This window comes from Tessaracoccus luoxuelianae (assembly GCF_055326245.1).
The window spans coordinates 1-21784 of the sequence record NZ_JBUZNO010000017.1 but is presented as its reverse complement, the minus strand read 5'-3'; the positions used below and the strand labels follow the sequence as shown (position 1 = coordinate 21784).

Annotated in this window: 29 protein-coding genes; 14 read left to right on the top strand and 15 right to left on the bottom strand. The window is 66.0% G+C overall.

What is annotated here, in order from left to right:
- Positions 1 to 194 precede the first annotated feature (194 nt).
- Positions 195 to 1034 (top strand): DUF6414 family protein, encoded by an 840-nt coding sequence (locus ACZK39_RS16280; protein WP_463613932.1) that lies wholly within the window; start codon positions 195 to 197, stop codon positions 1032 to 1034.
- Between the two features lie 297 nt (positions 1035 to 1331).
- Here the strand turns inward: ACZK39_RS16280 and ACZK39_RS16275 are convergent, their stop codons facing one another.
- Complete coding sequence (locus tag ACZK39_RS16275) at positions 1332 to 1997, bottom strand: hypothetical protein (protein ID WP_182800329.1); 666 nt, start codon at positions 1995 to 1997, stop codon at positions 1332 to 1334.
- A 51-nt stretch (positions 1998 to 2048) separates the two neighbouring features.
- Between ACZK39_RS16275 and ACZK39_RS16270 the strand changes: the two genes are divergently transcribed.
- Positions 2049 to 2375, top strand: a complete 327-nt coding sequence (locus ACZK39_RS16270; RefSeq protein ID WP_463613931.1) for a hypothetical protein — start codon at positions 2049 to 2051, stop codon at positions 2373 to 2375.
- A gap of 227 nt (positions 2376 to 2602) precedes the next feature.
- Here ACZK39_RS16270 and ACZK39_RS16265 read toward each other — a convergent pair whose 3' ends face one another.
- Both ACZK39_RS16265 and ACZK39_RS16260 read right to left on the bottom strand, forming a co-directional pair.
- Positions 2603 to 3388 carry a DUF6338 family protein gene (locus ACZK39_RS16265; RefSeq protein WP_463613930.1) on the bottom strand — a complete coding sequence of 262 codons (786 nt, stop codon included), beginning with the start codon at positions 3386 to 3388 and terminating at the stop codon, positions 2603 to 2605.
- A gap of 99 nt (positions 3389 to 3487) precedes the next feature.
- Positions 3488 to 4402, bottom strand: a complete 915-nt coding sequence (locus tag ACZK39_RS16260; protein ID WP_182800332.1) for a CPBP family intramembrane glutamic endopeptidase — start codon at positions 4400 to 4402, stop codon at positions 3488 to 3490.
- A gap of 353 nt (positions 4403 to 4755) precedes the next feature.
- On the opposite strand from ACZK39_RS16260, the gene ACZK39_RS16255 reads away from it, so the two are divergent.
- Both ACZK39_RS16255 and ACZK39_RS16250 read left to right on the top strand, forming a co-directional pair.
- On the top strand, positions 4756 to 5898 hold the full coding sequence (locus ACZK39_RS16255) for a ThiF family adenylyltransferase (RefSeq protein ID WP_220489444.1): 1143 nt from the start codon (positions 4756 to 4758) through the stop codon (positions 5896 to 5898).
- Between the two features lie 2 nt (positions 5899 to 5900).
- Positions 5901 to 6824, top strand: a complete 924-nt coding sequence (locus ACZK39_RS16250; protein WP_463613929.1) for a hypothetical protein — start codon at positions 5901 to 5903, stop codon at positions 6822 to 6824.
- Here the strand turns inward: ACZK39_RS16250 and ACZK39_RS16245 are convergent.
- Positions 6801 to 7442 (bottom strand): TetR/AcrR family transcriptional regulator, encoded by a 642-nt coding sequence (locus tag ACZK39_RS16245; RefSeq protein WP_182800334.1) that lies wholly within the window; start codon positions 7440 to 7442, stop codon positions 6801 to 6803. The two genes, ACZK39_RS16250 and ACZK39_RS16245, sit on opposite strands and share 24 nt — an antisense overlap.
- An 87-nt stretch (positions 7443 to 7529) precedes the next feature.
- Between ACZK39_RS16245 and ACZK39_RS16240 the strand changes: the two genes are divergently transcribed.
- Genes ACZK39_RS16240 through ACZK39_RS16225 form a run of 4 tightly spaced genes read left to right on the top strand, consistent with a single transcriptional unit; the run spans position 7530 to position 10678 of the window.
- Entirely contained in the window at positions 7530 to 8468 is a 939-nt protein-coding gene (locus ACZK39_RS16240) for an ABC transporter ATP-binding protein (RefSeq protein WP_182800335.1), read from the top strand.
- On the top strand, positions 8458 to 9237 hold the full coding sequence (locus ACZK39_RS16235) for an ABC transporter permease (RefSeq protein ID WP_182800336.1): 780 nt from the start codon (positions 8458 to 8460) through the stop codon (positions 9235 to 9237). The genes ACZK39_RS16240 and ACZK39_RS16235 overlap by 11 nt, the downstream gene beginning before the upstream one ends.
- Positions 9238 to 9239: 2 nt before the next feature.
- A complete protein-coding gene (locus ACZK39_RS16230; protein ID WP_182800337.1) occupies positions 9240 to 9974 on the top strand; it encodes an ABC transporter ATP-binding protein in 735 nt (244 codons plus the stop codon).
- Complete coding sequence (locus tag ACZK39_RS16225; RefSeq protein ID WP_182800338.1) at positions 9971 to 10678, top strand: hypothetical protein; 708 nt, start codon at positions 9971 to 9973, stop codon at positions 10676 to 10678. Before ACZK39_RS16230 ends, ACZK39_RS16225 begins: the two co-directional genes overlap by 4 nt.
- A gap of 36 nt (positions 10679 to 10714) precedes the next feature.
- On the opposite strand, the gene ACZK39_RS16220 is transcribed toward ACZK39_RS16225, so the two are convergent.
- The 6 genes from ACZK39_RS16220 to ACZK39_RS16195 form a co-directional block, all read right to left on the bottom strand.
- A complete protein-coding gene (locus tag ACZK39_RS16220) occupies positions 10715 to 10855 on the bottom strand; it encodes a hypothetical protein (protein WP_182800339.1) in 141 nt (46 codons plus the stop codon).
- A gap of 217 nt (positions 10856 to 11072) precedes the next feature.
- Positions 11073 to 11309, bottom strand: a complete 237-nt coding sequence (locus tag ACZK39_RS16215; RefSeq protein ID WP_182800340.1) for a hypothetical protein — start codon at positions 11307 to 11309, stop codon at positions 11073 to 11075.
- Positions 11310 to 11351: 42 nt separating this feature from the next.
- On the bottom strand, positions 11352 to 11555 hold the full coding sequence (locus tag ACZK39_RS16210; RefSeq protein ID WP_182800341.1) for a hypothetical protein: 204 nt from the start codon (positions 11553 to 11555) through the stop codon (positions 11352 to 11354).
- Entirely contained in the window at positions 11552 to 12082 is a 531-nt protein-coding gene (locus tag ACZK39_RS16205; protein ID WP_463613928.1) for a DUF3846 domain-containing protein, read from the bottom strand. The genes ACZK39_RS16210 and ACZK39_RS16205 overlap by 4 nt, the downstream gene beginning before the upstream one ends.
- A 148-nt stretch (positions 12083 to 12230) precedes the next feature.
- Positions 12231 to 12827: a hypothetical protein gene (locus ACZK39_RS16200; protein ID WP_182800343.1), complete on the bottom strand. Its 597-nt coding sequence runs from the start codon at positions 12825 to 12827 to the stop codon at positions 12231 to 12233.
- Between the two features lie 300 nt (positions 12828 to 13127).
- Positions 13128 to 13571, bottom strand: coding sequence for a helix-turn-helix domain-containing protein (locus ACZK39_RS16195; protein WP_182800344.1), 444 nt, complete (start codon positions 13569 to 13571; stop codon positions 13128 to 13130).
- A 146-nt stretch (positions 13572 to 13717) separates the two neighbouring features.
- Between ACZK39_RS16195 and ACZK39_RS16780 the strand changes: the two genes are divergently transcribed.
- From ACZK39_RS16780 to ACZK39_RS16175, 5 genes are all read left to right on the top strand, one after another.
- Positions 13718 to 13996 carry a hypothetical protein gene (locus ACZK39_RS16780; protein WP_527252185.1) on the top strand — a complete coding sequence of 93 codons (279 nt, stop codon included), beginning with the start codon at positions 13718 to 13720 and terminating at the stop codon, positions 13994 to 13996.
- Entirely contained in the window at positions 13924 to 14919 is a 996-nt protein-coding gene (locus tag ACZK39_RS16190) for a tyrosine-type recombinase/integrase (RefSeq protein ID WP_463613927.1), read from the top strand. The genes ACZK39_RS16780 and ACZK39_RS16190 overlap by 73 nt, the downstream gene beginning before the upstream one ends.
- A gap of 70 nt (positions 14920 to 14989) precedes the next feature.
- On the top strand, positions 14990 to 15220 hold the full coding sequence (locus ACZK39_RS16185) for a hypothetical protein (RefSeq protein ID WP_463613926.1): 231 nt from the start codon (positions 14990 to 14992) through the stop codon (positions 15218 to 15220).
- Between the two features lie 181 nt (positions 15221 to 15401).
- Positions 15402 to 15884, top strand: a complete 483-nt coding sequence (locus tag ACZK39_RS16180) for a helix-turn-helix domain-containing protein (protein WP_463613925.1) — start codon at positions 15402 to 15404, stop codon at positions 15882 to 15884.
- Positions 15853 to 16554: a transposase gene (locus ACZK39_RS16175; RefSeq protein WP_463613924.1), complete on the top strand. Its 702-nt coding sequence runs from the start codon at positions 15853 to 15855 to the stop codon at positions 16552 to 16554. Before ACZK39_RS16180 ends, ACZK39_RS16175 begins: the two co-directional genes overlap by 32 nt.
- A 290-nt stretch (positions 16555 to 16844) precedes the next feature.
- Here the strand turns inward: ACZK39_RS16175 and ACZK39_RS16170 are convergent, their stop codons facing one another.
- The 4 genes from ACZK39_RS16170 to ACZK39_RS16155 form a co-directional block, all read right to left on the bottom strand.
- On the bottom strand, positions 16845 to 17495 hold the full coding sequence (locus tag ACZK39_RS16170) for a hypothetical protein (protein ID WP_463613923.1): 651 nt from the start codon (positions 17493 to 17495) through the stop codon (positions 16845 to 16847).
- Positions 17496 to 17967: 472 nt separating this feature from the next.
- Positions 17968 to 18591 carry a nucleotidyl transferase AbiEii/AbiGii toxin family protein gene (locus ACZK39_RS16165; protein WP_463613922.1) on the bottom strand — a complete coding sequence of 208 codons (624 nt, stop codon included), beginning with the start codon at positions 18589 to 18591 and terminating at the stop codon, positions 17968 to 17970.
- On the bottom strand, positions 18588 to 19133 hold the full coding sequence (locus tag ACZK39_RS16160) for a hypothetical protein (protein WP_463613921.1): 546 nt from the start codon (positions 19131 to 19133) through the stop codon (positions 18588 to 18590). The genes ACZK39_RS16165 and ACZK39_RS16160 overlap by 4 nt, the downstream gene beginning before the upstream one ends.
- Before the next feature lie 110 nt (positions 19134 to 19243).
- Positions 19244 to 19768, bottom strand: a complete 525-nt coding sequence (locus tag ACZK39_RS16155) for a hypothetical protein (protein ID WP_463613920.1) — start codon at positions 19766 to 19768, stop codon at positions 19244 to 19246.
- A 938-nt stretch (positions 19769 to 20706) separates the two neighbouring features.
- On the opposite strand from ACZK39_RS16155, the gene ACZK39_RS16150 reads away from it, so the two are divergent.
- Positions 20707 to 21279, top strand: a complete 573-nt coding sequence (locus ACZK39_RS16150) for a hypothetical protein (RefSeq protein ID WP_463613919.1) — start codon at positions 20707 to 20709, stop codon at positions 21277 to 21279.
- Positions 21280 to 21372: 93 nt separating this feature from the next.
- Here the strand turns inward: ACZK39_RS16150 and ACZK39_RS16145 are convergent, their stop codons facing one another.
- The gene (locus ACZK39_RS16145; RefSeq protein WP_182781591.1) at positions 21373 to 21729 is read right to left on the bottom strand and encodes an SRPBCC family protein; all 357 of its coding nucleotides are present in this window, start codon (positions 21727 to 21729) and stop codon (positions 21373 to 21375) included.
- Positions 21730 to 21784: the final 55 nt, after the last annotated feature.

The window sequence follows — 21784 nt, the reverse complement described above, 5'->3', positions numbered from 1 at the left end:
GACAGCAAGGTCCGATGCCCCTTCACACCCTCACACCAGAAACCCGGCACCACCAGCCAGAACCGCACGGGCACAGTCGAAAACCCGTCACGCAGCACACAGGCTCTCATCGGTCGGTGGATCGAGGCTAAGGCGGCCTTGGGATGAGATGATCCCGGCGGCGGCCCTGTCCTCGACGAGCGTTACCATGTTCCATGCTGATTCAACCCGAGTACCTGAACGGCGAGTCGCTTGAGGGCTACATCTCGCTCATCGAGCCAGGGGTGCGAGGGCGCTCCAGCCGCAGCCGCTCTAGCGATAGTGGCCTTCAGGGTGAAGTGGGCGTTTCCATTCTGAAGGCCGGGGGTAACAAGTCTGCTCGGCAAGAGGAGTCCGAGGAGTACTCCGACCACGACATCGCGCGCCTCCGGCGTCTTCTCGACTACGGCCGCGCGAACCCGGAAGAGGCTGCTTGGATCACTGTGTCCCAGCCGGATTCCGACTTTGAGGGAATTGGCCTAGGTGCGTTCGTCGAGTGGGAGTGCGATATCTCCGTCCCAGACACGGTGGCGGCTCTCAACAAGAGAGGTCAACTGGGGGAGGCGCTCAAGCTGATGGAGTCGTTTAGCGAACTAGCTGACGCCATAGGCCAGCCCATTGAGCTTGGGATACCCGATGAGGCTCGGGCGATGGTCGAGATTGCGAACAGAATTGACATGCAACTGGTGATTGTCGGCGAAGACGTCGAATCCGGGAGCCCATGGCGCATCGTGGGTCGGCTCGATGACCGATTCCTAGTCCAGAACGCCGATCTTGACGGTCGTTACATTTGCGTCGGAAAGGTGCGAAGGGTCATACCTCGAGGAGACGGCTACTCACTTGCGAACATACCCGCTCTCGCTACCGTCCAGTCGTTCGCTAACCGTGCCGAACGCCGCCGAGCGGAACGGGCGCAAGGGGCCGCCAGCAGACCGAAGAAGAAGATCACTGAGGACGACGCCATGACCCTCGCTGGGCCGCTGGCAGTACTGGACCTAGTTGCGGTCTATCGATGAACTGACAGCTTCGATCCGTCGACCTTGAACGTGCGCACATCGGCATGAGCGCGAGAGCCGGCTCATGGCTCTCGGCTGTCGCGGGCGGTTCTTGAGGCTAACCGAGCCCGCGAGGGTGGTGTGGTCAGGGGCTACAAGCAGCAGCAGTTCGGGTCGCGGGACAGAGCGGATCGGGACGCTGTGCGCGTGGAGGAGGAGAAGTGCCAGAGCCGGTTGTGTGGTGCCGGGAGTCCGCGAATCGTCTGGCTGGTAGCACACTCGCAGCACGGCGCTGCCTTCTCCTCGGTAAGCTCCTAGTCAGCAGCGTTTAGACAGGGGTTCGAGTCCCCTATGCTCCACCATGTGAGGCTTACTCGAAACCGCACCTGCTGCAGAGGCGGTGAAGAGTGAGCTCCAGGCCGTTGTCGCCACTGTTGAGTAGTCAGCAAAGAGACCGCCCTTCGGGGCGGTCTCTTTGTCTTTGGTGGGGATGGTGCCCTGTCCGAGGGCGAACGCGGCGGCGAAGTGCCGCCGGATGGCGTCCTGGTCGAGGCCGAGGGTTGCGGCCTGGTAGGCGGCTTCGGCGGCGAACAGTTCGCCGTGTGGCGCGGTGAGGCGAGAGCCGATGACGTCCTCATCGGTGATGTAGATCGCGCCGAACACGGCCTGGTTGAGGCGGCGGCGGACTTCGTCGGTGGTGTCCTTGTACAGCTCATGCGGATTCTCCAGCAGGCTGAGTTGGGCGTCGAGGAACCGTGCCCCGGCGGTGAGGTCGACGGTGACGGCGTCGCGCTGGGTGACGAGGCGTTCGCGTTCCTGCCCGATCTTCCGGAGCCTGGCCTTGATCTTGGCAGACGCGACGGTGCCGTCGGCGGCGAGGTCGAGCAGGTTCTCTTCCTGCACGTCGAGCGCGGCCAGTTGACTGTCGAGCTGCTTCTTGAGGAGCCGCTGGGCTTCGTCGGCGTCGCCGACGGTGTCGGCCATGAGCGCACGGAACGCGCGGAGGAACTCCGGGCTGTGCTTCTTGGTCGTGTAGTGGCGCTCGAAACCGATGCCGCTACATGGCCGAAAGAGACGATCAGCGACCTCGTCTACTACCTCGTCATCGACACCCAAGTAGAAGGCGCCAGTCTCGATGCCGTGTACTCCGCCCTCGTGGACTGGTCGCTCGGCCTCTCGATCCCCGTGCTTGTCGGTCCCGTGCCCCCGCCCGCCTCGGAGGCGACAGCGGACAAGCTGCTGGGCACCGTGAACGGCCCGTGGCATCTGCGCAACGCCGACGCGGTGGGGTTCTGGCTCGCACACGAAGGAGCCCTCAGCCAGCACCGCAAGAGACTGCTCGGTGCGTCCGCGCCGGATTGAGCTGCAACTAGCTCTCCTGGCGCAGCTGCGGTAGCGGAATCTCGAGGCTCCGGGGCGCCGTTACTCGTTGTTCTCTGATGCTGTTGAGGAGCTGCTTGCCTGCGATCCGTTGCCCCTCGCAGGGGGCGGTGGGGGCGGTGGCGTGTACTCGCCTGATCCGATACCGCGTTCGGTGAGCCGACGTGTGGTCTCGTTGCTGCCCGATCCCTGCTGCCCGTTGCCGTCGGTCATGAGACGATCCTCCGCTTGTTCTGCTTGGCCTGTTCCTCGCGGGCTGCGATGCGCCCGCTCTTGATCCACGAGACGACGTCCTTGTCGCCGACGACGATCCAAACGCCCGTGTCGGTGAGAGCATCGCCGAAGTCGCCGTCCGCGGTCATCTCGTACTGCTGGTCGATGTAGAGCTGGTGCTGCTCCGGGTAGGCGGCCGCGAGCGATCCGTGCGTCAGCCATCCGCCGATCCACTGCCCGTTCTCGCGTTGGATCTTCACCCAGGCGGCGTCCTTGTTGTCGCGGTTCGCTTTCTCCCACGGTGACGCGATGTCGATGTATCCGTGGCGGGAGGTCATCCACGGGAGCCAGTCGAGCTTCCTGTCCACCCAGGCGCTTGCCCGCTGCACACCCGTCCAGGCGCCGCGGATCCATGCCGGACTGTTCTCAGCGGGCGGCTCCACCCGGACGTCACGACGATAGACGATCAGCGCGATCAGAGCGGGGATCAGCGCGAAGAACACCGTCACAACCCCACCGACGGCGCGAGGGTCGCTGACGACGAGCGTGTCCGCTTCTGATCCCGGGGCGATGCCGTCGAATAGCCAGCCGCCGAAGAGCATCAGGTACACACCCGCGAGGACGACGGAGAACACAAAGCTGCGCGCCAGCACTAGACCGGGGTTGCGTTCTCCTGGGCGTTCTCCTCGAAGCCAGTGCCTCACACCCGAGAAGATGATGCCGGGCAACGCCAGCACGATCACGGCGGCGACGGCGAAGCTGTTGCTCGGGATGTCGCCCATGATCTACCTCTCAGCGGCTCGGCACGTGGTCAACGCTCACCGTACCGCGGTACGGAACCTCGGCTGATCCTCTCGATCAACCATGCTTGGCACGTGTGATCACGACGGGGATGCTGGTGGTTTCTTCGCGATCGCCGCGCGGAGCATGACGAGACTTACGATCAGGCCGAGCGCGATAGTGATGACCGACCCCTCGATACCGACCTCGCCGCCTGACAGCCATTCGGGGCCTTGGAGGCGGGCGACGAGCAGGCCCGGTTCTGTGGGCACGCCGGAGACGTTGAGCCCGAAGATCGCGGTTTGCGTGAAATTCCAGGCGGCGTGTATGCCGATTGCCAGCCAGAGGCGTCGTGTCAGGAGGTACGCGGCGCCGAAGAGGAGCCCGGCTTGGAGCGCGACGCCGACGGCGCCGAGCAGTGACGAGTGAGGGTTGCCGAGGTGGAGGAGACCGAAGGCGAGCGAGGTGATGGCGAGCGCTGCGGCGGTGCCGAGTTTGCCGATGAGGACGCGGAGCAGGATGCCGCGCATGACGACCTCTTCCCCGAAGGCGCTACCGAGGCCGAGGAGGATTCCTGTGAGGAGCCCGCGCCCGACGGTGACGTCGGTTATCTCGTAGGCGCCTACGCCGAGGAGCAGTAGGACGGTGATGGTGACGATGCCGGCGCCGATGGCCCCTCCGTATGCGAGCTCGCGGATCGCGCCCTGGCGTTCGAGTTCGTAGACGGGTCTGCCTGCGATCCTGGTCGCCACGAACCACATGACGAGGATGGCCGCCGCGACCTGGAGCACCATGCCGATGGGCTGACCCGGCCACGGCGTGGAGAGCGCGTCGTCCCAGGACTGCGCGCCCTGGAGTCCGTAAGCGATCCCCACTTGTGTGATTCCGGCGACGGAGGCGGCGAGAAGGCCGAGCGGGACGCCAACCGCGAGTTGAACCCAGGGTCGCTCGCCCAGTGCCCGCAATGGCAGCTCGCGGCCGCGGCGTCCATCAGCTGCCGTCGTTGAGCGCTGCATGCCTGCTCCGATCGTCGGTTGTTGTCGGTTCGTGACGACTGACTCCGACTCTTGACTCAGACTACAAATACTGTCAGTATCCAGATACCCCTAGTCTTTGATTGCGGGTAACCCGAATCCGTATGACTTGCCCGGCAGTGACGGGGCAAGGTCTGTGACCGCAGAGGGGAGGTGGAACCGATGAAGAACGTGACCGTGCGCCGTGCCGAGAAGGTCGAGGCGACTGTGTGGTGGATCATCGTCTGATGCTCCCGACGGGCGGAGCGCATGCGTGTATTCCGCCGGGCCGCCAGCGCTCTCGACTGCTGGCGGCCCTCCACTTTTCTGTACCCGAGAGAAGCAAGGAGCATTCCGTGGCCACGTCGCCCTCTCGTCCTCGACTCAAGCCGATCTACCCCGCGTACCGGCTGGACGACCGCGTCTTCCGGATCGGTGCGCAACTGGGCATCACCGCGGAGTTCGACGACCCCGAGCATCAGCTCTGGTCGCTTGTCGCCGCCCTCGACGGCCGCCCGCTGCCCGATGTCGTTCAGGCCGTGCAGCGGGAGTTCCCTGAGCTGACGGAGCAGGACGTCCTCGACGGGATCACTCTCCTCGACCAGGAAGGGTTCCTTGAGGAGAGCTTCCCCGGTGCCGAGTCGGGTGTTGGCGCCCGTTACCGAGCTAACGTCAACTACTTCAGCCGCTTCATCGGCATGGACGGCGATCGGTTCGCTCCGCAACGGCGGATCAGCGCATCGAACATCCTCCTTCTCGGGCTCGGCGGGGGTGGCTCGAACATCCTGACCCTGCTGGCAGGCCTCGGCCCGGCGTCCGTCACGATCGTCGACCACGACGTTGTCGAGGAGGGCAATCTGGGCCGGCAGCTGCTGTACCGGGAGGCCGACGTGGGTCGGTCGAAGGCTCTCGCCGCAGCGGACGCGATCGCGCAGATGAACTCTGACATCCGGATCGATGCCCGTCAGCAGCGCATCGACTCGGTCGAAGACGTCGCTGCGCTTTTGGCCGGCAAGGATCTCGTCATCTCTGCGATCGACGAGCCGCCGTTCGTGGCTCAGCGGATCGTGAACAAGGCGATCGTGGGGGCGGGCATCCCGTGCGTGTTCGCCGCGTCCCAGGTGAGCCGCGGGCGTGTCTTCACGGTCGTGCCGGGACAGACCGGATGCTTCGACTGCCTGAATGTCCACTACTCGCAGCGGGACCCGCAGTTCGTGTCGCAGTTCGCCGCGTTCAGCGAGCTGGGCTTCGACCCGCCGTCCATCGCATATGGGCCGTCCATCTTCATCCTCACGGCGACGATCGTCGACGAGGCGATCCGCGTCCTGACCGGCTACGCCCCACCGCGATCCCTCGGGACCCAGTTCGAGGTCAACTTCGAGGACGGCTCCGCGTTCGCGCATCCGTCCTGGCCCCGCCTACCGGAGGACTGCCCGACATGCGGCACCGGTGACCCCTCCACCTGGGAAGTCTTCGGGCACTACCTCCAGCAGGTCTGATCGTGGCCGGAACGCCAGAGGTCACCGTGCAGCTGAAGCCCGTGCAGATCCGTGAGCTTCGCGATGGCATGTGGGTGGCGGTCGCCGAGGACTCGGAGCCTCTCGTGGTCACCGAGGCGGTGGCGAAGGCGTTGCGCGATCCGGGCGGCATCGAGGTCGATTCCACCCTCGGTCCACTGGCCGAAACGCTCTCGGATGCCGGTTTCACAGACGGCTCCGCCGACGTGTCGCTGCGACCTCCGAGCGCACCGGTCAGTGCCGGTTGGAGAGCGGCGCGAGCATCGCTGTGGGCGCTCGGCGCGGCCCTTTCCACCACCTCGGCCGCGCTTCTGCTGCAGGGTGGCGTGCCGACCGGCGCGGATGCGATCTCGGCCGGCCCGCATCCGCTGCTCGCCGCGACTGTCGCGGTAGGTGTCGCGATCGTCACGGCGGTGCCTCATGAGCTTGCGCATGTGGTGTTCGGCCGGGCGTTCGGGCGCCGGCGCGGCTCCGTCCGGGTGAGGGTGCGCCGGGCATCTGCGACGACGAATCTGACGCACGTGTGGGCCTGGCCGGCGTCTCCACGGCTGGCGGCGGTGTCCGCGGGGATCGTCGTCGACCTCGCGTTCCTGACCGTAGCGCTCGTATTGCGCGGCACGACCGGAGCGTGGGTGGCGACCGTCGCGGTGACCGTCATGGTCATGCGGATCGTGTGGCAGCTGCGGTTCCACCGGAACTGCGACGGGCGACACATCGCGAAGATGCTCATCGACAACCCCACGATCAATACCGATACCAGGCGGGCACTCACCGCGAGGCTGTGGACGTCCGCGCCGCGTTCGGCTTGGTTGTGGTCGGCGGTCGTCGCTGTCGGCGTGCTCGCCGAGCTCGCGCTGTTCGCGGTGTGGTTCGCCCCTGCGGTACTACGTCTGCTGGGCGTACTCTGACTGGTCGCTGGCGTCGTAGAGCGTCTGCGCCAGTGACAGCACAGCCGTCTTGTAGAGCTCTGGCTTGACGTTCTCAGGGTCAAACAATCCCAACGCGGACAGTCCCAGGTCGAGGGCCGTCAGGATGCGGAACTGGTCGCCGGGGGGGATGCGCGCGAACCTGCTGTCGGTCGGGATCGGGGACGCGCCAGCCGGGATGTCATCGGCCGGGGAGATGAACTCGAGGAACTTGGCTGTGAGGTGCTCGTCCCGCAGCGCGTAGGGGATGAAGTCGAACAGCAGCCGCGCGTAGCTGGAGCGGTCGCCGCTCTTGGCGGTGAGTACCCAGATGTCGCACCAGGCTTCGAGCCGCTCATAGTCGTTGCTGGCGCGATCGAGGATCGCGTGGAAGTCCTGCGCTTCCTGCGAGAGCGTCTGCCGGTACCGGATCACCTCCAGGATCAACTCGCCCTTGTTGCGGAAGTTCGAGTAGACCGCGCCCTTGGTCAGCCCGGCCTCCAGCGCCACGTCATCAAGGGACGCGCCAGCGACGCCGCGAGTGGCGAAGATGCGCTCGGCCGCCTCAAGCAGCAGCACCCTGTTGTGCTGCTGCTGCTGATCGCGGTTCATCCGTGCCATGAACTCCATTGTAAAACAGGCCGATCAGGCGCCCCTGAGCCTCGCCGACCCATTGACCCCGATTTCAGATACTGCTAGTATCTGAGTATGACGAGTGCAACGCCACGCGCCGACGCGCTCTCGCTGGATCAGGTCACTAAGACCTACAAGCGAGGGGGTGTTGCGGCGAACCAAGCCATCAGCCTGACGTTCCGGCCGGGTGAGTTGGTCGCGCTCATCGGGCACAACGGGGCGGGCAAGACCACGCTCCTCAACCAGATCATCGGGACGGTGAAACCCACCTCCGGCGACATCCGCTACGGCGCGTCATCCCTCGTTGCCGCGCCGGACCTTGCTCGTCGGGTCGCGGCGATGATGCCGCAGATGTACGCGCCGCTGACGGGTGTGACGCCGTTGCAGGCGATCACGTCGATCGCCCGGCTAAGGGGCCTGCCCGCGGCGGATGCGAAGCGGGCCGCGCTCGACCTGATCGACTCGCTCGACATCGGCGAGTGGAAGGACACCGGCGGTGAGAAGCTCTCCGGTGGCCTGCGCCGGCTGACGTCCTACGCGATGGCCGTGGTCGCGCCCCCGCCGGTGCTGCTGGTCGACGAGCCCACCAACGACGTCGATCCGGTCCGCCGTCCGCTCATCTGGCGGCATCTGCGCCGTCTCGCCGACGCCGGCCACACGGTCGTGGTCGTCACGCACAACCTCCTCGAGGTTCAGCGTGCCGCCGACCGGTATGTGCTGCTGCAGAAGGGTGCCGTTCTCGTCGACAGCACGCCGAGGCAACTGGCCCGGCAGGCTCGAACCGCCACGCTCACCGTGTCCGTACGTCCAGGCACGGAGATCCCTTCGACCCCACCCGCCACAGCGCACTCCGTCGACGAAGACGGGCAGCTCACGCTCGACCTGGAACCCGCGCAGATTCCGGCCGCGATCGAGTGGGTACTCCAGCTGGTCGCCACAGGTGCAGCGGACAGCTACGCGCTCGCCCCGGCATCACTCGAGACCCTCTACGAAGGGATCACCAATGGCCGTTGACGCTCTCACGACACCGACGCTCGCCGTGCCTCGCAAACGCGCCTGGCTGGTCAGCTGGTGGGGCCTTGTCCGGTGGAGCCTGACGCGCCACAAGTACCTGCTGCCGGCCTTCACCGCCGTGCAGGCACTGTTCGCCGTCGCGATCGTCTACGGCCTCGCGCTGATGATCCCCGACGTCGACCAAGAAGCTGCCCGTTACCTCTCTTCCGGCGCGTGGACGCTCGGGATCATCGCCGTCGGCTGCGTGCTCGCCCCGCAGATCATGAGCACCTCGAAGCAGGAAGGGCTCCTGGACTACCAGAAGACCCTCCCGGTGCCGCGCTCGGCGATCCTCCTCGCCGACGCCGTCGTCTGGAGCCTTGCAGCGCTGCCCGGGATCGCCATCGGCATGCTCGCCGCGTTCCTGCGCTTCGGCCTCGACATCCACATCGACCTGTTCACCATCGCCGCGATCCTCGGAGCACAGTTCACCGCGGTCAGCATCGGATATGCCATCGCGCTCTGGCTGCCCACCGGTGCAACCTCCCTCGCGACCCAGGTCATCATGATCGGCGGTCTGCTGTTCTCACCGATCACGTTCCCCGCCGAACGCCTCCCCGAATGGGCCGTCACCCTCCACCAGTTCCTCCCGTTCACACCCCTCGGCGACATCATCCGCGAAGCCACCTTCCACGCCGGCGAAAGCCAAGTTCTGAACATCATCGTCGTCGCCGCATGGGCAGGGGCGGCATATCTCGCCGCGTATCTCGCGCTGCGCAAGAGGCGGTAGCGATGACGACAACCCAACCGACCCTCCAGATCAGCCAACTCACCAAGACCATCGCCGGCCGGGAGATCCTCACGTCCTGCGACCTCGCGGTCACACCGGGCGAGATCTGCGCGATCATCGGACCCAACGGCGCGGGGAAGACGACTCTGTTCAAGACCATCGCCGGCCTGACGTTCCCCACCTCGGGAACCATCACGATCCTCGGGCACACGCTCTCGGACACCACCCGCGACGGCCTCCTGTCACGCATCGGCGCGACCATCGAAGCGCCCGAGTTCCACCCCGCCGCCACCGCGCGCACCGTCCTCGACCTGCACTTCGACCTTCTCGGGATCACCCCACCCGCACCCGTGGACGAGCTTCTCGAGCGGGTCGGCCTCACCGCCGCCGCCGATACGCCCGTCGCCTCGTTCTCCCTCGGCATGAAACAACGCCTCGCCCTGGCGCGCGCCATCGGGCACCGCCCCGAGCTTGTCGTGCTCGACGAACCAGCCAATGGCCTGGACCCGACCGGCATCGCCGACCTCCGCGAACTGCTCGCGTCCCTCGCGGAACACGGCACCGCCATCGTGATCGCCAGTCACATCCTCACCGAACTCGAACGCACCGCCCACACCGTCGCCGTCCTCACCGACGGACGACTCGGCCCAAAGAAAGACATCCGAACCGTCCTCGACAGCACCGACGGCGGACTCGAAGCCTTCTACCGAGACAGTGTCGCAGGAGGCTTCCGATGACCCGGCTCCTCCGGCTTGAACTCAACCGATACCGCCACACCTCGCTGTTTGTCTCGCTGACAGCCGCAGGCTCGCTCCTCGCGGCACTCTACTTCTTCGCCGTCGTCGGACGACTCGACGATAGCCCCGACAGCGCCATGCTCCGCAGCTACGAAGCCGTCATCCCACTCGCACTCACCGTCGCACTCTGCGTGCTCGTCGTCTACGGCTCCGTCATCTACGCCCGCCGCATCGTCGCCGACTACATCGGGAACCGCCGGATCGCCCTCTACAGCTATCCCGGCGGACGCGGCCCGCTCTTCCAGGCCAAGAACACCGCCTACGCCCTCGTCATCGCAGCGGCGAGCCTCGTCGGATACGGCGCCGCCGTCAGCGTATTCCTCCTCACCGAGTCCTTCACGCCCATCGTCAGCGACGTCCACGACGGCGCGCTCTGGCTGACCGCACTGCTCTCGACGAGCTGCGTTGTACTTCTCACTGTCAGCATCACCGCCATCGCAGGCGCGATCGGCATCTGGCGACGCTCCACGATCGCCACCATCGTCGCCGCGATCATCCTCATCGCACTCCTCGGCAACGCCGTCGCCGTCTCCCTCAACGGCACCCCCTGGCTCACCTGGCTCGCAACCGCCGCCAGCATCGCAATCGCCGTCGTCATGCTCGGCATCCAGACACGCAGAATCCGCGTCGACGAAGTCCTCTGAGCCTCTGGACCGATCTGCTGAGGTTTGTCAACGTCGTCAACTGTCGCCGCTATACCCGAGCCGGAGGTGCTGCTCAGCGACCATCGGGTCGGCGTGGAAGCGCCGCAGCAGGTCGACCCGCTCGTCGAACTCGATGCTGCTCTCAAGGTTGATGGTCTCCCCGGTAGTGCGAAGCACGCCGTACGCGAAGTAGAACGTGGCCGATGCGCTGCCGATCTTGCGTGCCTCGATCCAGCCGATGACCGTCGAGCCCAGGCGTACCTCCCATCGGGGAGGCTCGCTCTTGCGCTTGGTGGCCGGCGTAGTCGACGATATGAAATGAGGAGCCGCGCCCCGGCAGAGAACTCGTGGTTCTCGATGCCGGGACGGGCTCCTTTGTTTGTTGTTGTCGCGCCTACGCGGGCGGGGCGATGCGAGCGATGCGGTTGTCGCCGTTGCGCTCTTGGCGCCTGACCGCCCAGAAGGCGGCGTCGGCGTACGTCTCGTGCTCGTCCGGGTGGCGTTCCCAAGGGCTGCCCGCGGTGAGCCGGAGCTCGACGTGATGCGGGCCAGGCCGTTGTAGCGCGTCCAGCAGCTCCTCCGGTACGTCTCCGACCGCGAGGGTGGAGCCGACATCGCCGACCAGCAGCACGTCGCCGTGCAGCGCCGGGAGGTGCCGTGCGCCGGGATCCCACTACCAGCGCAGCGATGAGGCACGGAGGTTCAGCGGCAGGCCGTTGTAGCGGTCGTGCGCGTCGAGCCACATCGTCACCTGCTGCGAGGCGATGTCCACCGGGATGACCATGTCGGCCAGCCGCTGGATGTCCCTGAACCCGGCGATCTGCCGAACCTCGAGGGGCTGGTCGATGATGCACGGGATGAGCAGCGCGGTCGTCACGATGCGTCCCCTTCGATCTCGCTCGAGGTACCGGCCTGCTTGGCAAGGCGAACGATGCGCACGTGCTCGACAGGCTGCCACTCGTCGATCAGCGAGATCGCCTGCGCAACCGCCTGGTGGTAGCTCGGGAAGTGCGCCGGGACGGGGTGCCACCGGCTGCCCCCGGGGACGCGGAGTTCGATCCCGTGCCCGTGAGGATGCAGCAAGCTGGCAGCCAGATCCTCGGGAACATCGCTCTCCTCGCCTCGGCGGTCGGAAGCGCCGACCAGGATGGCGTCGCCGAGGAGAACGCTCCGTGCCCGACGTGCTGCCGGTACCCACAGCCACCACAGCAGAGTCGCTCTCGCGTTGACAGGCAGCAGGCGCAGCCACCCCTCCTCGTTGATGAAGAGGGTCGCTTCGGCCTCCGGCAGGTCGACAGCCTCGATGTTCCTGCCGACGGTGGCCCGGTAGTCGTCCAGCGCGTGGACGTCCCGACGTTCCAGGGGGTGTTCCTGGTCGGCGGGGATGAAGACGCCTTGCGGCATGGTGCACCTCCTTGATGCGAGCGGCCGGCGATCCGGGATGGATCGCCAGTGAGACCGCTGAGCAGCAACGAGGCGTGTGAGTTGGGGGAGCGCCCCGGAGGAGACCTCGATCAGTCTCGACTCCGGGGCACTCCCCGCAGGTGGTGACTCAGCTCGCCCTCGCCTCGTCCGCAGTGCGGGACGTGCGAGACGCGGCCTTGCCGCGCCGGATGCGTGCCTGCTTCACAGGCGGCTCCGACTCGTCCGCCGTCTCCGCCGGCTCCTCCGCAGGCGTTTCGGCCTGCTCGGGTTCGCCGGGCTCCGTCTGGTCGTTCTGCTCGCTGTCGTCGGGCAGATCGGCCTGGTCCGGGTCGAGGTCGGTGTCCTCATCGGACTCCGCCTCCTCCACGCTCTCCGACGCGTCGGCGGCATCGGTGCCGAGAACAGCAGCGATGGCCTGACGACGGTGCTCGGCATCGCGCTCGGCCGAGCGGCGCCGCTGCTCGACCTCCTGATCGATCTCGGCGCGGACGCGATCGGCGCGCTCCTTGAGCGACGGATCGGTCTTGGCGCGTTCGACCCAGTGCTCCAGCGCCAACCGGGTCTCCTCGGTGACGCTGCGGTCGTTCAGCTGGGCGAGCACGTCCAGCTGGGCGCGGATGCTCTCACGCATCCGCACGGACAGCGGTCGGATCTCGTCGTACGACGAGGCACCGGAGTTCGGGGCGTAGCCGCCCGCCTCCCCGGTGAGGGACATCTGGCTCATGGCGAGCCACCTCCTTGATGGGAGCGGCCGAGAACCCCTTTCGGGTTCTCTCGTAAGCCGCAGGCCACCAACCAGGCAGGGCGTCCCGGGACGGCAGAGCACCGGGACTGGAGCCTGTTATACGCGATCGGTTCGCGCCGTCAACCGTCACACCGAAACGTTGTGAAAAGCACGACAACACCGTGCCGCGGGGTGATGACCTCGAACACATGGACGATGACGAGCGCGCCACAGCGGAAGTCAACCGGCTCTGGGGCCAGCGGCGGGAAACGAGCATGGAGCCCCAGGGCAAGGTGTCGATCAGGCAAGCGCGCTGTCGCTTCGTCGTCGCGGTACTCCCGCCTCATCAAGCGTTCGAGCAACGACGCGCTCCGTCGCCCCGACCAACGTAGCGATACGCTTCACCGCCATGCCCGAGCGTGCCGCGTCCAGGACCCGATCCCGTGTCTGGTCGTCCAGCACGACCAATCTGACTGCGCGTGTCGGAACACCTGCGCGGTGGAGGTGTTCCGACACCGTCGTGCGGTGGACACCGAACCGCCGAGCGAGCGCGTAGACCGAGTCGCCCTTCTTGTACGCCTCGAGGAGCTCCGCGATCTGCGTCTCCGTCAGCCGGACTTGCTTCTGGAGGCTCCGTTCGTTTCGATTCCCCGTAGGTGTCTGGCACCGGCGGGCGTCCCCGATGAGCGCCAACGCCGTGTTTTCGCCACCCCTGAGATTCGAGTAGTTTCCCAGGGTTTCCACAGCAGAACTCCCTAGTCAAACGCCTTTGACTAGGGAGTTTACTTGTTTCACCTTGGACCCAAGTGCCCTCAGAGGGACAAAGCAGAGCTTTCAGATCGCACGTTCATCGCACGCGCCAGCGGCGCTCTGGCGGGGTTCCCACTCACATGAGACGGTTTGGATACATCCGACGCCTGCGGAGCAAGCGGTACCAGGCGAGCTTCACGCATCCGGACGATCCGGGCAGGAGGGTGGTTGCTCCGACGACTTTCACCCACAAGAGCGATGTGGACCACTGGCTGGGACTCCAGGAGCGCGCCATTGAGCGAGGGAGTGGCTTGCGCCCGAGGAAGTCGAGGCCCGACGGCCGAAGGTGCGAACTCTTCAGGAAACCTATGACCGGTTCCTGGCCCAGCGCCCGCGGCCGCTGGCCCTGTCCATGCTGACCGCGTATGAGCAGGACTGGCGTCTGCCGATCGTTCCCCACTGGGGGGCCGAGCGTGACGTGAAGACCATCACCCACGACGACGTGTGGCAATGGCGTCAGGGTCCGCTGGGTGCTGAGCGCCGCCGCGACCGGTCCTCCCTGGCCTTGTTCCATGAGTTGTTGACGAAGGCCACCCACTGGGGATGGATCGACAAGAACCCCGCCGCCGGGGTGAGCATCCCGCGCCAGACGAAGGCGATGGAGCAGCGTCACGTGTTCGACCTGGACGACGTCCGACGCTACCTGCAGGCCGCCGAACCTCAGCACGTGGCGATGTTGGCCACGGTGGCCCTGGGCGGGTTGAGATCCGGTGAGGTCCGCGGTCTGCGTCGGATGGACCTCGACCTCGAGGGGCGGCGGATCCTGGTGCGCCAGGCGATCGAGCATGGCAAGGACGGCGATGCCTACCGCGTGGGTGTGAAGGTTCCCAAGACGTCGGCCGGCATCCGCTCGCTGCCGATGTCGACGACGTTGGTGACGATCCTGCGGGATCACCTCACGTTGCATCCGAGGTCGCCGGAGCAGCTCGTGTTCACCGTCGCGGATGGCAAGCCGATGGGGCCGGCTGAGGCCGACCGTCGTCATAACAGGGCGCTGGCCAACATGGGGTTGCGGACCCCGGAGGCGGAGCGGCGCCGATTGTGGCGGAAGGGTCTCCCGGTACCGAAGGAGGACCACATCACGCTGCACGACCTGCGTGCTTCGTACGCCGCGTGGCTCTTCAGCGAGGGGTACACGATCGCGGAAGTCATGCTCTTGCTGGGGTGGAGCGACTCGCGGATGGCGCTTGAGGTCTACAGCCGCGTCTTCCCACGCCGGGTCGAGAGCGTCGGGCCCAAGCAGGACGAAGCGCTCAAGGGCCTCACGGTCGTCGTGACATGAGGCCCCCGATCGCCTCTCTACGTGTAAAGGCTCCCTTGACGAGGGCAGGATGTAAAGGGAGTCTTTACACATGGAGATCCGCGGTTCGGCGCGCAAGCACGGGATCACGGATGCAGAGATCGAACATGCTTGGCACCACGCCATAAGGCTCGTCGAGTATGAATACAACGGTCAGGAACGCCTGTTGGTGATCGGGCCTGACCAGCACGGACGCTTGCTGGAACTCGTTGCTGTGCTGCAGATGAACCGACTCGGATCATCCACGCTGATCGACTACGACCGAAGTTCTACGACTACCTGAGGTGAGGTGAACGCCATGACCATCAAGACACACAATGACTCAACCGGCCTGGACCAGCTAGTACCGCGGCCGTGAACCTTTGCCCTGTTGGCTGACACGCCGGGCGGGGTCCGCTGCTGGGTTGCGGGGACGCGGGATCGTGTGGGGGTCAGTTCCTGTTCTTCCCCTCAGGAGTGTCGTGATGGCCGAACGTGTTCGTGTCCGGGAAATCACCAACGACGAGGGCAACCGGCTGTTGCGCATAGTACGGCGCGACTCAGGGTCGGTTGTCACCTGGCGCCGAGCGCAGATCGTGCTGCTCTCGGCCCAGGGCATGGAAGCTCCGCAGATCGCGGAGGTCACGTTCACCAGCGCCGACCGGGTCCGTGATGTGATCCACAACTTCAACACCGACGGGTTCGACTCGCTGCGCCCGAAGTATGCCGGTGGCCGGCCCCCGAAGTTCACCACCGCGCATCGGGCCGCGATCACACAGATCGCCCTGGCCAGGCCCGGCGATCACGGGCTCCCGTTCTCGACCTGGTCGCTGTCGAAACTGGCGGACTATCTGGTCGCTCAGGGGGTGGTCGAAGACATCTCTCACGAAGGGCTCAGGCAGCTGCTGCGTGACCAAGGCGTCTCGTTTCCAAGCCGTGAAGACGTGGAAGACCAGCACCGACCCTGACTACGAGGCCAAGAAGAACAGGGTCCTGGAGTTGTACGCCATCGCCGATGGCCGCAAGGAACCCGCACCGGGTGACCCGTCCGTGGTGATGTGTATGGACGAGTTCGGACCCCTCAACCTTCAGCCCCACCCCGGCAAGCAGTGGGCCCCTGTCGCCACCGGTAACGGCACCCAGGACTCTCCCCGGCGGAGGCGGCGCCGGGCGACCTACAACCGGCCACACGGAGTGCGGCACCTCCTCGCCGGCTACGACCTGTCCACCGACCGGCTCTACGGACACATCAAGACCCGCAAGACCCGCACCGAGTTCCTCGCGTTCTGCCGCTACCTCCGCACGCTCCATCCACCCGAGACGAGGATCGCGATCGTGCTCGACAACTTCAGCCCGCACCGCTCCACCAAGACCGACACCCGCGTCGGTGACTGGGCCGCAGCCAACAACGTCGAGCTCGCCTTCGTACCGTTCTACGGCTCCTGGCTCAACCGGATCGAGGCGCAATTCACCGGCCTGCGCTACTTCGCCCTCGACGGCACCGACCACAACACCCACCGCGAGCAAGCCAGCCTGATCCGCCGCTACATCATCTGGCGCAACTCCCACGCCACCGACCCACGACTCCGCAAAGTCCTCAAACCCGCCGCGATCATCAAGAGGGCCAAGGTTGCCTGACCTGGATTCCACAACTGCCGACTGAAATGGCTTCGCCGATCGCAGGTGGCCAAGGCAGACGTGTTCGCGCTCAGGGCCGGGGGCCTCACATACTTGGGTCTTCCGAACCGTGTGGTCTCTGTCCGGGCCCGCCTGGGGACTCTGTGAGCACATGCGGCTCGCAAGCCGGACGGCGTCCGTCGGCGCAAACTTCAGGGCGGTGACCGCCCGCGTGGCGACCCTTCCCGCCCCGCCGACCACAGGCTCGCTACAGTGCCCCGACTCCGACTGGAATCCGGAGCCGCATCCTGTCACGGCACGCCGAAGAGAGAGAGCAGCGTCTCGCCGGTGTTCTCGGGCCAGGCGTCCATGAAGCGTGCCGGGTTCCTGACCGCGCGATCGTAGGTCTCCCGTCCTTCGGCCATGAGAAGCACGGCCTGCAGCATCCGATCATGCGGATCGTCCTCGTCCGCGATTCGGGAGGCTGCGTTGACCCATCGCTGCACCTCCCGCACCCCGGCGGCCTGCAACGCGATCAGCCCGGCACCATCAAGGGCCTGCCACCGCGCCGTCAGCGAATCCGACCCGTCGGTGAGGAACACCTCGAGTTCCTCCCAAAGCCTCGCCCTCGTTGCCGGCTTCACCCTCTCCGGCAACACCACCAACACCAGTTCCCCCATCGGCGGTTCCGAGCCGGTCGCCTCCAGCTCGGCCTCCTCCGCAGTTCGCGGAATCGGCGAGATCGGGCTCAAGCCGAACGTTTGGGTGAGGGCACGCAGCGCGGCATCACCAGCTCGAACGACCGCCAACCCCCACCCGGCCCTGTCCGTCGTCCGGGGACGCGGGGTCAGAACGTCCACCCACAGGGACCGTTCGCGCTCGCTGATCCACTTGGCCATCGTTGGAGCGCCGCCGCCGAAGTTCACGGCAACGATCAGCGCGGTCAGATCCGCTTCGCGCATCCAGAGCTCGATAGCTGGCCATGGGAATGCCCCGGGCGGGTCCGACGAAACCTCCCATCCTCGCTTGATCTCCGGATCGTCCCGCCACGTATAAGCCGACAGGAGAAAGACCTCCGGCGACCTTTCAGGTCGGGACGCTTCGCGCTGGGTCTCTATTTGCATGGTCGGGTGGTCCTATAACCTCGGTCGGCGCTGGTGAACGTGACCTCCGCGATCTGCGGAGCATCCATGCCCTGGGCCGAGAGCAGCACAATCTGCGCTCGTCGCCAGGTGACAACCGACCCCGAGTCGCGCCGCACCGTGCGCAACAGCCGGTTGCCCTCGTCGTTCGTTGGTGATTTCCCGGACACGAACACGTACGGCCATCGAGGACACTCCTGAGGGGAAGAACAGGAACTGACCCCCACACGATCCCGCGTCCCCGCAACCCAGCAGCGGACCCCGCCCGGCGTGTCACCAACAGGGCCAAGGTTCACGGCCGCGGTACTAGCAGCTGGAGATCGACCAGGTCGCGGGCCCGGTCGCTGCCCGGGGAGGAGACTGCGTGCAGCTTCTGGGCGACCTGATGGTCGGCGCGCATCACCGGGACCGGGCGGGGGACCGGCAGTCCGACCTCAGCGAACAGCACGACCAGATCGTCGGCGAGCCTGTACTCGGGCTCCTCACTATCCCCGATCTCGTTGTGCCCCAGTTCGAACCTCGCGGTACACCATGACTGTCCCCGGTAGGCGAGCCTCACATCGAAGGGCTGCATCACATACCCCGCCGGCACCCCGACCGGAGTCGGTGCGGCACGCTCAACCAGACGCCCCGTGAAGCCAGCCCACCCTGCAGCCAGTGACTCCTCGAAGTCGGCGCGGAACTGATCCAGCGACGCGACCCTGGCGGCGTCCAGGTCGCGGGTGAACCGAGAGGCCAGACCGAACCGCAGCGCCATCGCACTGCCGCCCTTGATCGCACCCTCAGGGAGCATCTGACCCACCACCACCAGCGACATCGTGACACGACGCCGCTGGACCGCCGCCTCAGCTCCCTGCAGGTTCCGCAGCCGCTGATCCAACGACTGCCTGTTACTTGGCGGGGTCGTCCACCTCACGAGGTCAACCCCTCCCGGACACGGGTCCACTCGGCGGTCGTCAACAGCCCTTCCGCGCGCGCCTGCTCGGCTGCTGCCAGGAGCCGGCCCGGTTCGATCCTCCCGCGGCACGCGAGGATCGCAGCAGCGACGCACTGCGACGCGATCCCCTCATACCAAGTCCTCGGCTCACCCTCCGCCACCCTAACGACGCGCATGAACGGCGGGAACCTGGTCCGGGTGCGTTTGGTGACCGCGACCATCACCTGTGCGGGGTTCACGTCCGCAAGCCCCCCATGAAAGGCCAGCACCGACTCGCCCCACAGAAAGGCATCCTCGCCGGCTCGCAGCACCGCCTCCGCGTACTGGTCCAGGTCACCTGGGGGCATGTCGGTCACCCGATACAGCCCATAGGACACCGATTCGAGTCCGCTGTGCTCGGCCAGCTTCGGCAACTCACCCGGCGGCACGCCAGCCTCAGCCGCTTGCCGTGTCGTGACGAAGCCATGATTACCGAACGCGATCTCACGCACCACATCCCTGTACCTCACCTCACGCGTCACGCCACAACCATACCTTTTTAGGTAGAGTTCCGCCACGCACTCGCGGTCCTGACGATCGTGCGCACGCCGACGCGCTCCTTGATCGCGCGAGTTCCACCCATCGCGGCAGATCAGTGCGTCCGCGGCGGTCGCGGATCCTTCCGGCCCATCTTTCGGTTCGCGAAAGGTCTGACCCCGAAGTCCGCGCGGAATTGCGAGATCAGCTCCGCCTCGAGCTCTATGACCTTGGCGTCAGCGGTGGACCGCCACGCGACCAGAAGTCGTTCACTGTCAGTCAGCTGCCAGATGTATCTGCCTCCCCAGTGGCCCACAGGTTCGCCCGCGCCGTGCCGACGGTACTCATCGAGGCGCTTCCTCAGCCCTCGGTGACCGGTTACGCCTGCGTTGGCCTTCCCGATGTAGAGAACCCCAGCGCCCGCCACCCATGCGGCAGCGAGTTGAGGCTGTGTGACCGACGGGTCCTTGCCCTTGAATCTGCCTGCCTGGCTCGCCTCCCGGAAGGCGGGGGTGATGTCGTCCGGGAGGAGCGCGACGTAGACGCCTGGCCCCGAGGGCACAGTGGCCTCTGGCAAGATGGTGAAAGGGATGAACCCTTCGAATCCCGCATCGGCGAGACCCTCACGACTCCAATCCATGGGCAAAGTCTGTCACTAGTACTCCGTCCTGACACCCGAGGCGAGGCCAGCAACTGTCGCCGAATGACCGTCCTGACGGAGGCAGACATCCGGTGGTTGTGCATCGCGTGTGGGCCGGAGTGGCGCGGGGTTGCGCAAGGGACATCCATCTTCGCCGGGTGGCTCCACGATGCGCTCTGCTCCCCTGGAATACTGCCTGAGTGTGGGTAATGGCACGAGGCCTATGATGGCGAGCCGGCGGCGAGGTTCGCCGAGACACGCCTTGCTTGGCGAGCCGGGGCAGCCGCGACCTGTGAGGTTTGGTGCGTGGTTGAGGCTGTTTCTCCTCGGCCACGGGCGAGACCTGCTCAGTTGGCCGATCAGCTGCCTCCTCGTCGGCGTGGTCGTGGTCATTCCCTGGGGCATGGCCGAACGGCAGGCGTACCTGACCGCCGCTGAGCTTTCCCAGCCGGACACACCTCCTCAGCCGTCGCATGCGAAGCGAGGTACGGGAGGGGCGCTGAGTTGGCCATCCGCGTCACCATCCCTGAAGCTCCAGATCTCGTCACGCTGATCTACCCGACCATTGGACCCGTACTTGATCTGGCCCCGATCCCGTGGGAAGTGTGCGGCGACCCGTACACGACTCCCTTCGATGTCGTTGTTCTCACGCGACCAGATGGGCAGGTGAGCGCCATGGCAACCCGAGACCTCCCTGATTCGCAGTTACTGATGATGTGGCCCTGGATCGTGGGCATCGGGATCGCTCTCATTTCCGCGGCGCCGGTGTGGGCCCTCTGGGCATGGCACCTACTCCGACGGCCAGAACCATAGCGACGCACTCGCCAGCGTCGGGCGCCACCGTTTCCGCGACACCGTGCATCAGAGACTGTGCCAACATCTCGCCACGCGCGTGGCAGTGAGTGTGCTCGACAGCTTCTTGAGCCATGCTCGGTACCGTGACACGTGATGAGCTCATCGTGGCTGGCTGGGTGCCAGTCCGTGAGATACCGACTCCCAAGCTTCTTGGCCAGACGCTCCCTGCGCGCATGTTGACGATCAGTTCCTGCCTGCAGGATGACGACGTTCCCAGGCCAGAACCATGGCTGGGTCCCTGGTTCCAGGACCCCGACGATGCGAAGCAAGCGGCCGCCGGAACAGCCGGCCAGCTGCCCACGATCGTCACCGTGGCTATGCAACCTCACGATGCAGAGGAACTGATGGCCCAATTTGACGCTGAACACTCGCCGTGGTTCAACCTTCTACGCCAACGTAGGCTGGTGACTCCCGAGGCGAGAATCCTGGGTTACGAAGTCGTCGGCGCAGAGGAGTACCTCGACTTTCACTCTTGGCACTGTCACGGCTACGCCGACGAGGTACACATGGCACTCGGCGTCAGGACGAACAGCAAGAGCCTGATCCCGAACTATGCAGCGGCGCAATCCGTCCTGAGATGGATGCTCACTCGGCCCTCCAGGGAGGCGCCCAAGCCAGTTCCGTGGACCGTCGTGGCCTTGGCAGCCGAGGAGTGAAGTTGTGCACCGTCACCGCGGCAATTGAGGGCGGTCGTGCTCGGGCGCACCGAAGCCGGAGGCTACCCTCGCACACCGCGGCAGTTGAGTGCGTCACTGGCCGTAGGAGAAGCGGAGGTCAGCGAACAGCAGGTGGTTGAGTCGTCTCCGCATGTGTCCGAGCTTGCTGGCGTCGGGTTCCTCGTCGGGCGTCGACAGGATGAACCGCAGCAGCGTGCCACCGTCCTTGGGGCTGAGCTCGAGGTCCACGAGGTCGTTGGGCCGCGAGGGCCACAGGGAGCTCCACTGGACACGGTGCGGCTCGTGACTGCTGAGGATGACGGGTGGCACCTCGTCGTCCAGGAGCACCAACCAGGGACGCGCACCGGGAAGGCCTGGGTGTGTCAGGGAGGTGAACACGACGTGCGGCGGCGCCGGCAATTGTCGGGTCCTATCTCCCAGGATCTGCATGGGGCAAGGCTAGACAAGGGTCCGTGAGCGTCGCGCGAAAGCTCGCTTCTCGGCA

Bases quoted from the DNA above. Each gene is read 5' to 3' on its own strand.
- ACZK39_RS16205 (WP_463613928.1), bottom strand. From the start codon at position 12,082: ATGCCGCAAGGCGTCTTCATCCCCGCCGACCAGGAACACCCCCTGGAA.
- ACZK39_RS16225 (WP_182800338.1), top strand. From the start codon at position 9,971: ATGACCCGGCTCCTCCGGCTTGAACTCAACCGATACCGCCACACCTCG.
- ACZK39_RS16260 (WP_182800332.1), bottom strand. From the start codon at position 4,402: ATGCAGCGCTCAACGACGGCAGCTGATGGACGCCGCGGCCGCGAGCTG.
- ACZK39_RS16185 (WP_463613926.1), top strand. From the start codon at position 14,990: ATGGAGATCCGCGGTTCGGCGCGCAAGCACGGGATCACGGATGCAGAG.
- ACZK39_RS16155 (WP_463613920.1), bottom strand. From the start codon at position 19,768: ATGGATTGGAGTCGTGAGGGTCTCGCCGATGCGGGATTCGAAGGGTTC.
- ACZK39_RS16275 (WP_182800329.1), bottom strand. From the start codon at position 1,997: ATGGCCGACACCGTCGGCGACGCCGACGAAGCCCAGCGGCTCCTCAAG.
- ACZK39_RS16170 (WP_463613923.1), bottom strand. From the start codon at position 17,495: ATGCGCGAAGCGGATCTGACCGCGCTGATCGTTGCCGTGAACTTCGGC.
- ACZK39_RS16780 (WP_527252185.1), top strand. From the start codon at position 13,718: ATGAGACGGTTTGGATACATCCGACGCCTGCGGAGCAAGCGGTACCAG.
- ACZK39_RS16230 (WP_182800337.1), top strand. From the start codon at position 9,240: ATGACGACAACCCAACCGACCCTCCAGATCAGCCAACTCACCAAGACC.
- ACZK39_RS16245 (WP_182800334.1), bottom strand. From the start codon at position 7,442: ATGGCACGGATGAACCGCGATCAGCAGCAGCAGCACAACAGGGTGCTG.
- ACZK39_RS16280 (WP_463613932.1), top strand. From the start codon at position 195: ATGCTGATTCAACCCGAGTACCTGAACGGCGAGTCGCTTGAGGGCTAC.
- ACZK39_RS16200 (WP_182800343.1), bottom strand. From the start codon at position 12,827: ATGAGCCAGATGTCCCTCACCGGGGAGGCGGGCGGCTACGCCCCGAAC.
- ACZK39_RS16235 (WP_182800336.1), top strand. From the start codon at position 8,458: ATGGCCGTTGACGCTCTCACGACACCGACGCTCGCCGTGCCTCGCAAA.
- ACZK39_RS16240 (WP_182800335.1), top strand. From the start codon at position 7,530: ATGACGAGTGCAACGCCACGCGCCGACGCGCTCTCGCTGGATCAGGTC.
- ACZK39_RS16265 (WP_463613930.1), bottom strand. From the start codon at position 3,388: ATGGGCGACATCCCGAGCAACAGCTTCGCCGTCGCCGCCGTGATCGTG.
- ACZK39_RS16180 (WP_463613925.1), top strand. From the start codon at position 15,402: ATGGCCGAACGTGTTCGTGTCCGGGAAATCACCAACGACGAGGGCAAC.
- ACZK39_RS16145 (WP_182781591.1), bottom strand. From the start codon at position 21,729: ATGCAGATCCTGGGAGATAGGACCCGACAATTGCCGGCGCCGCCGCAC.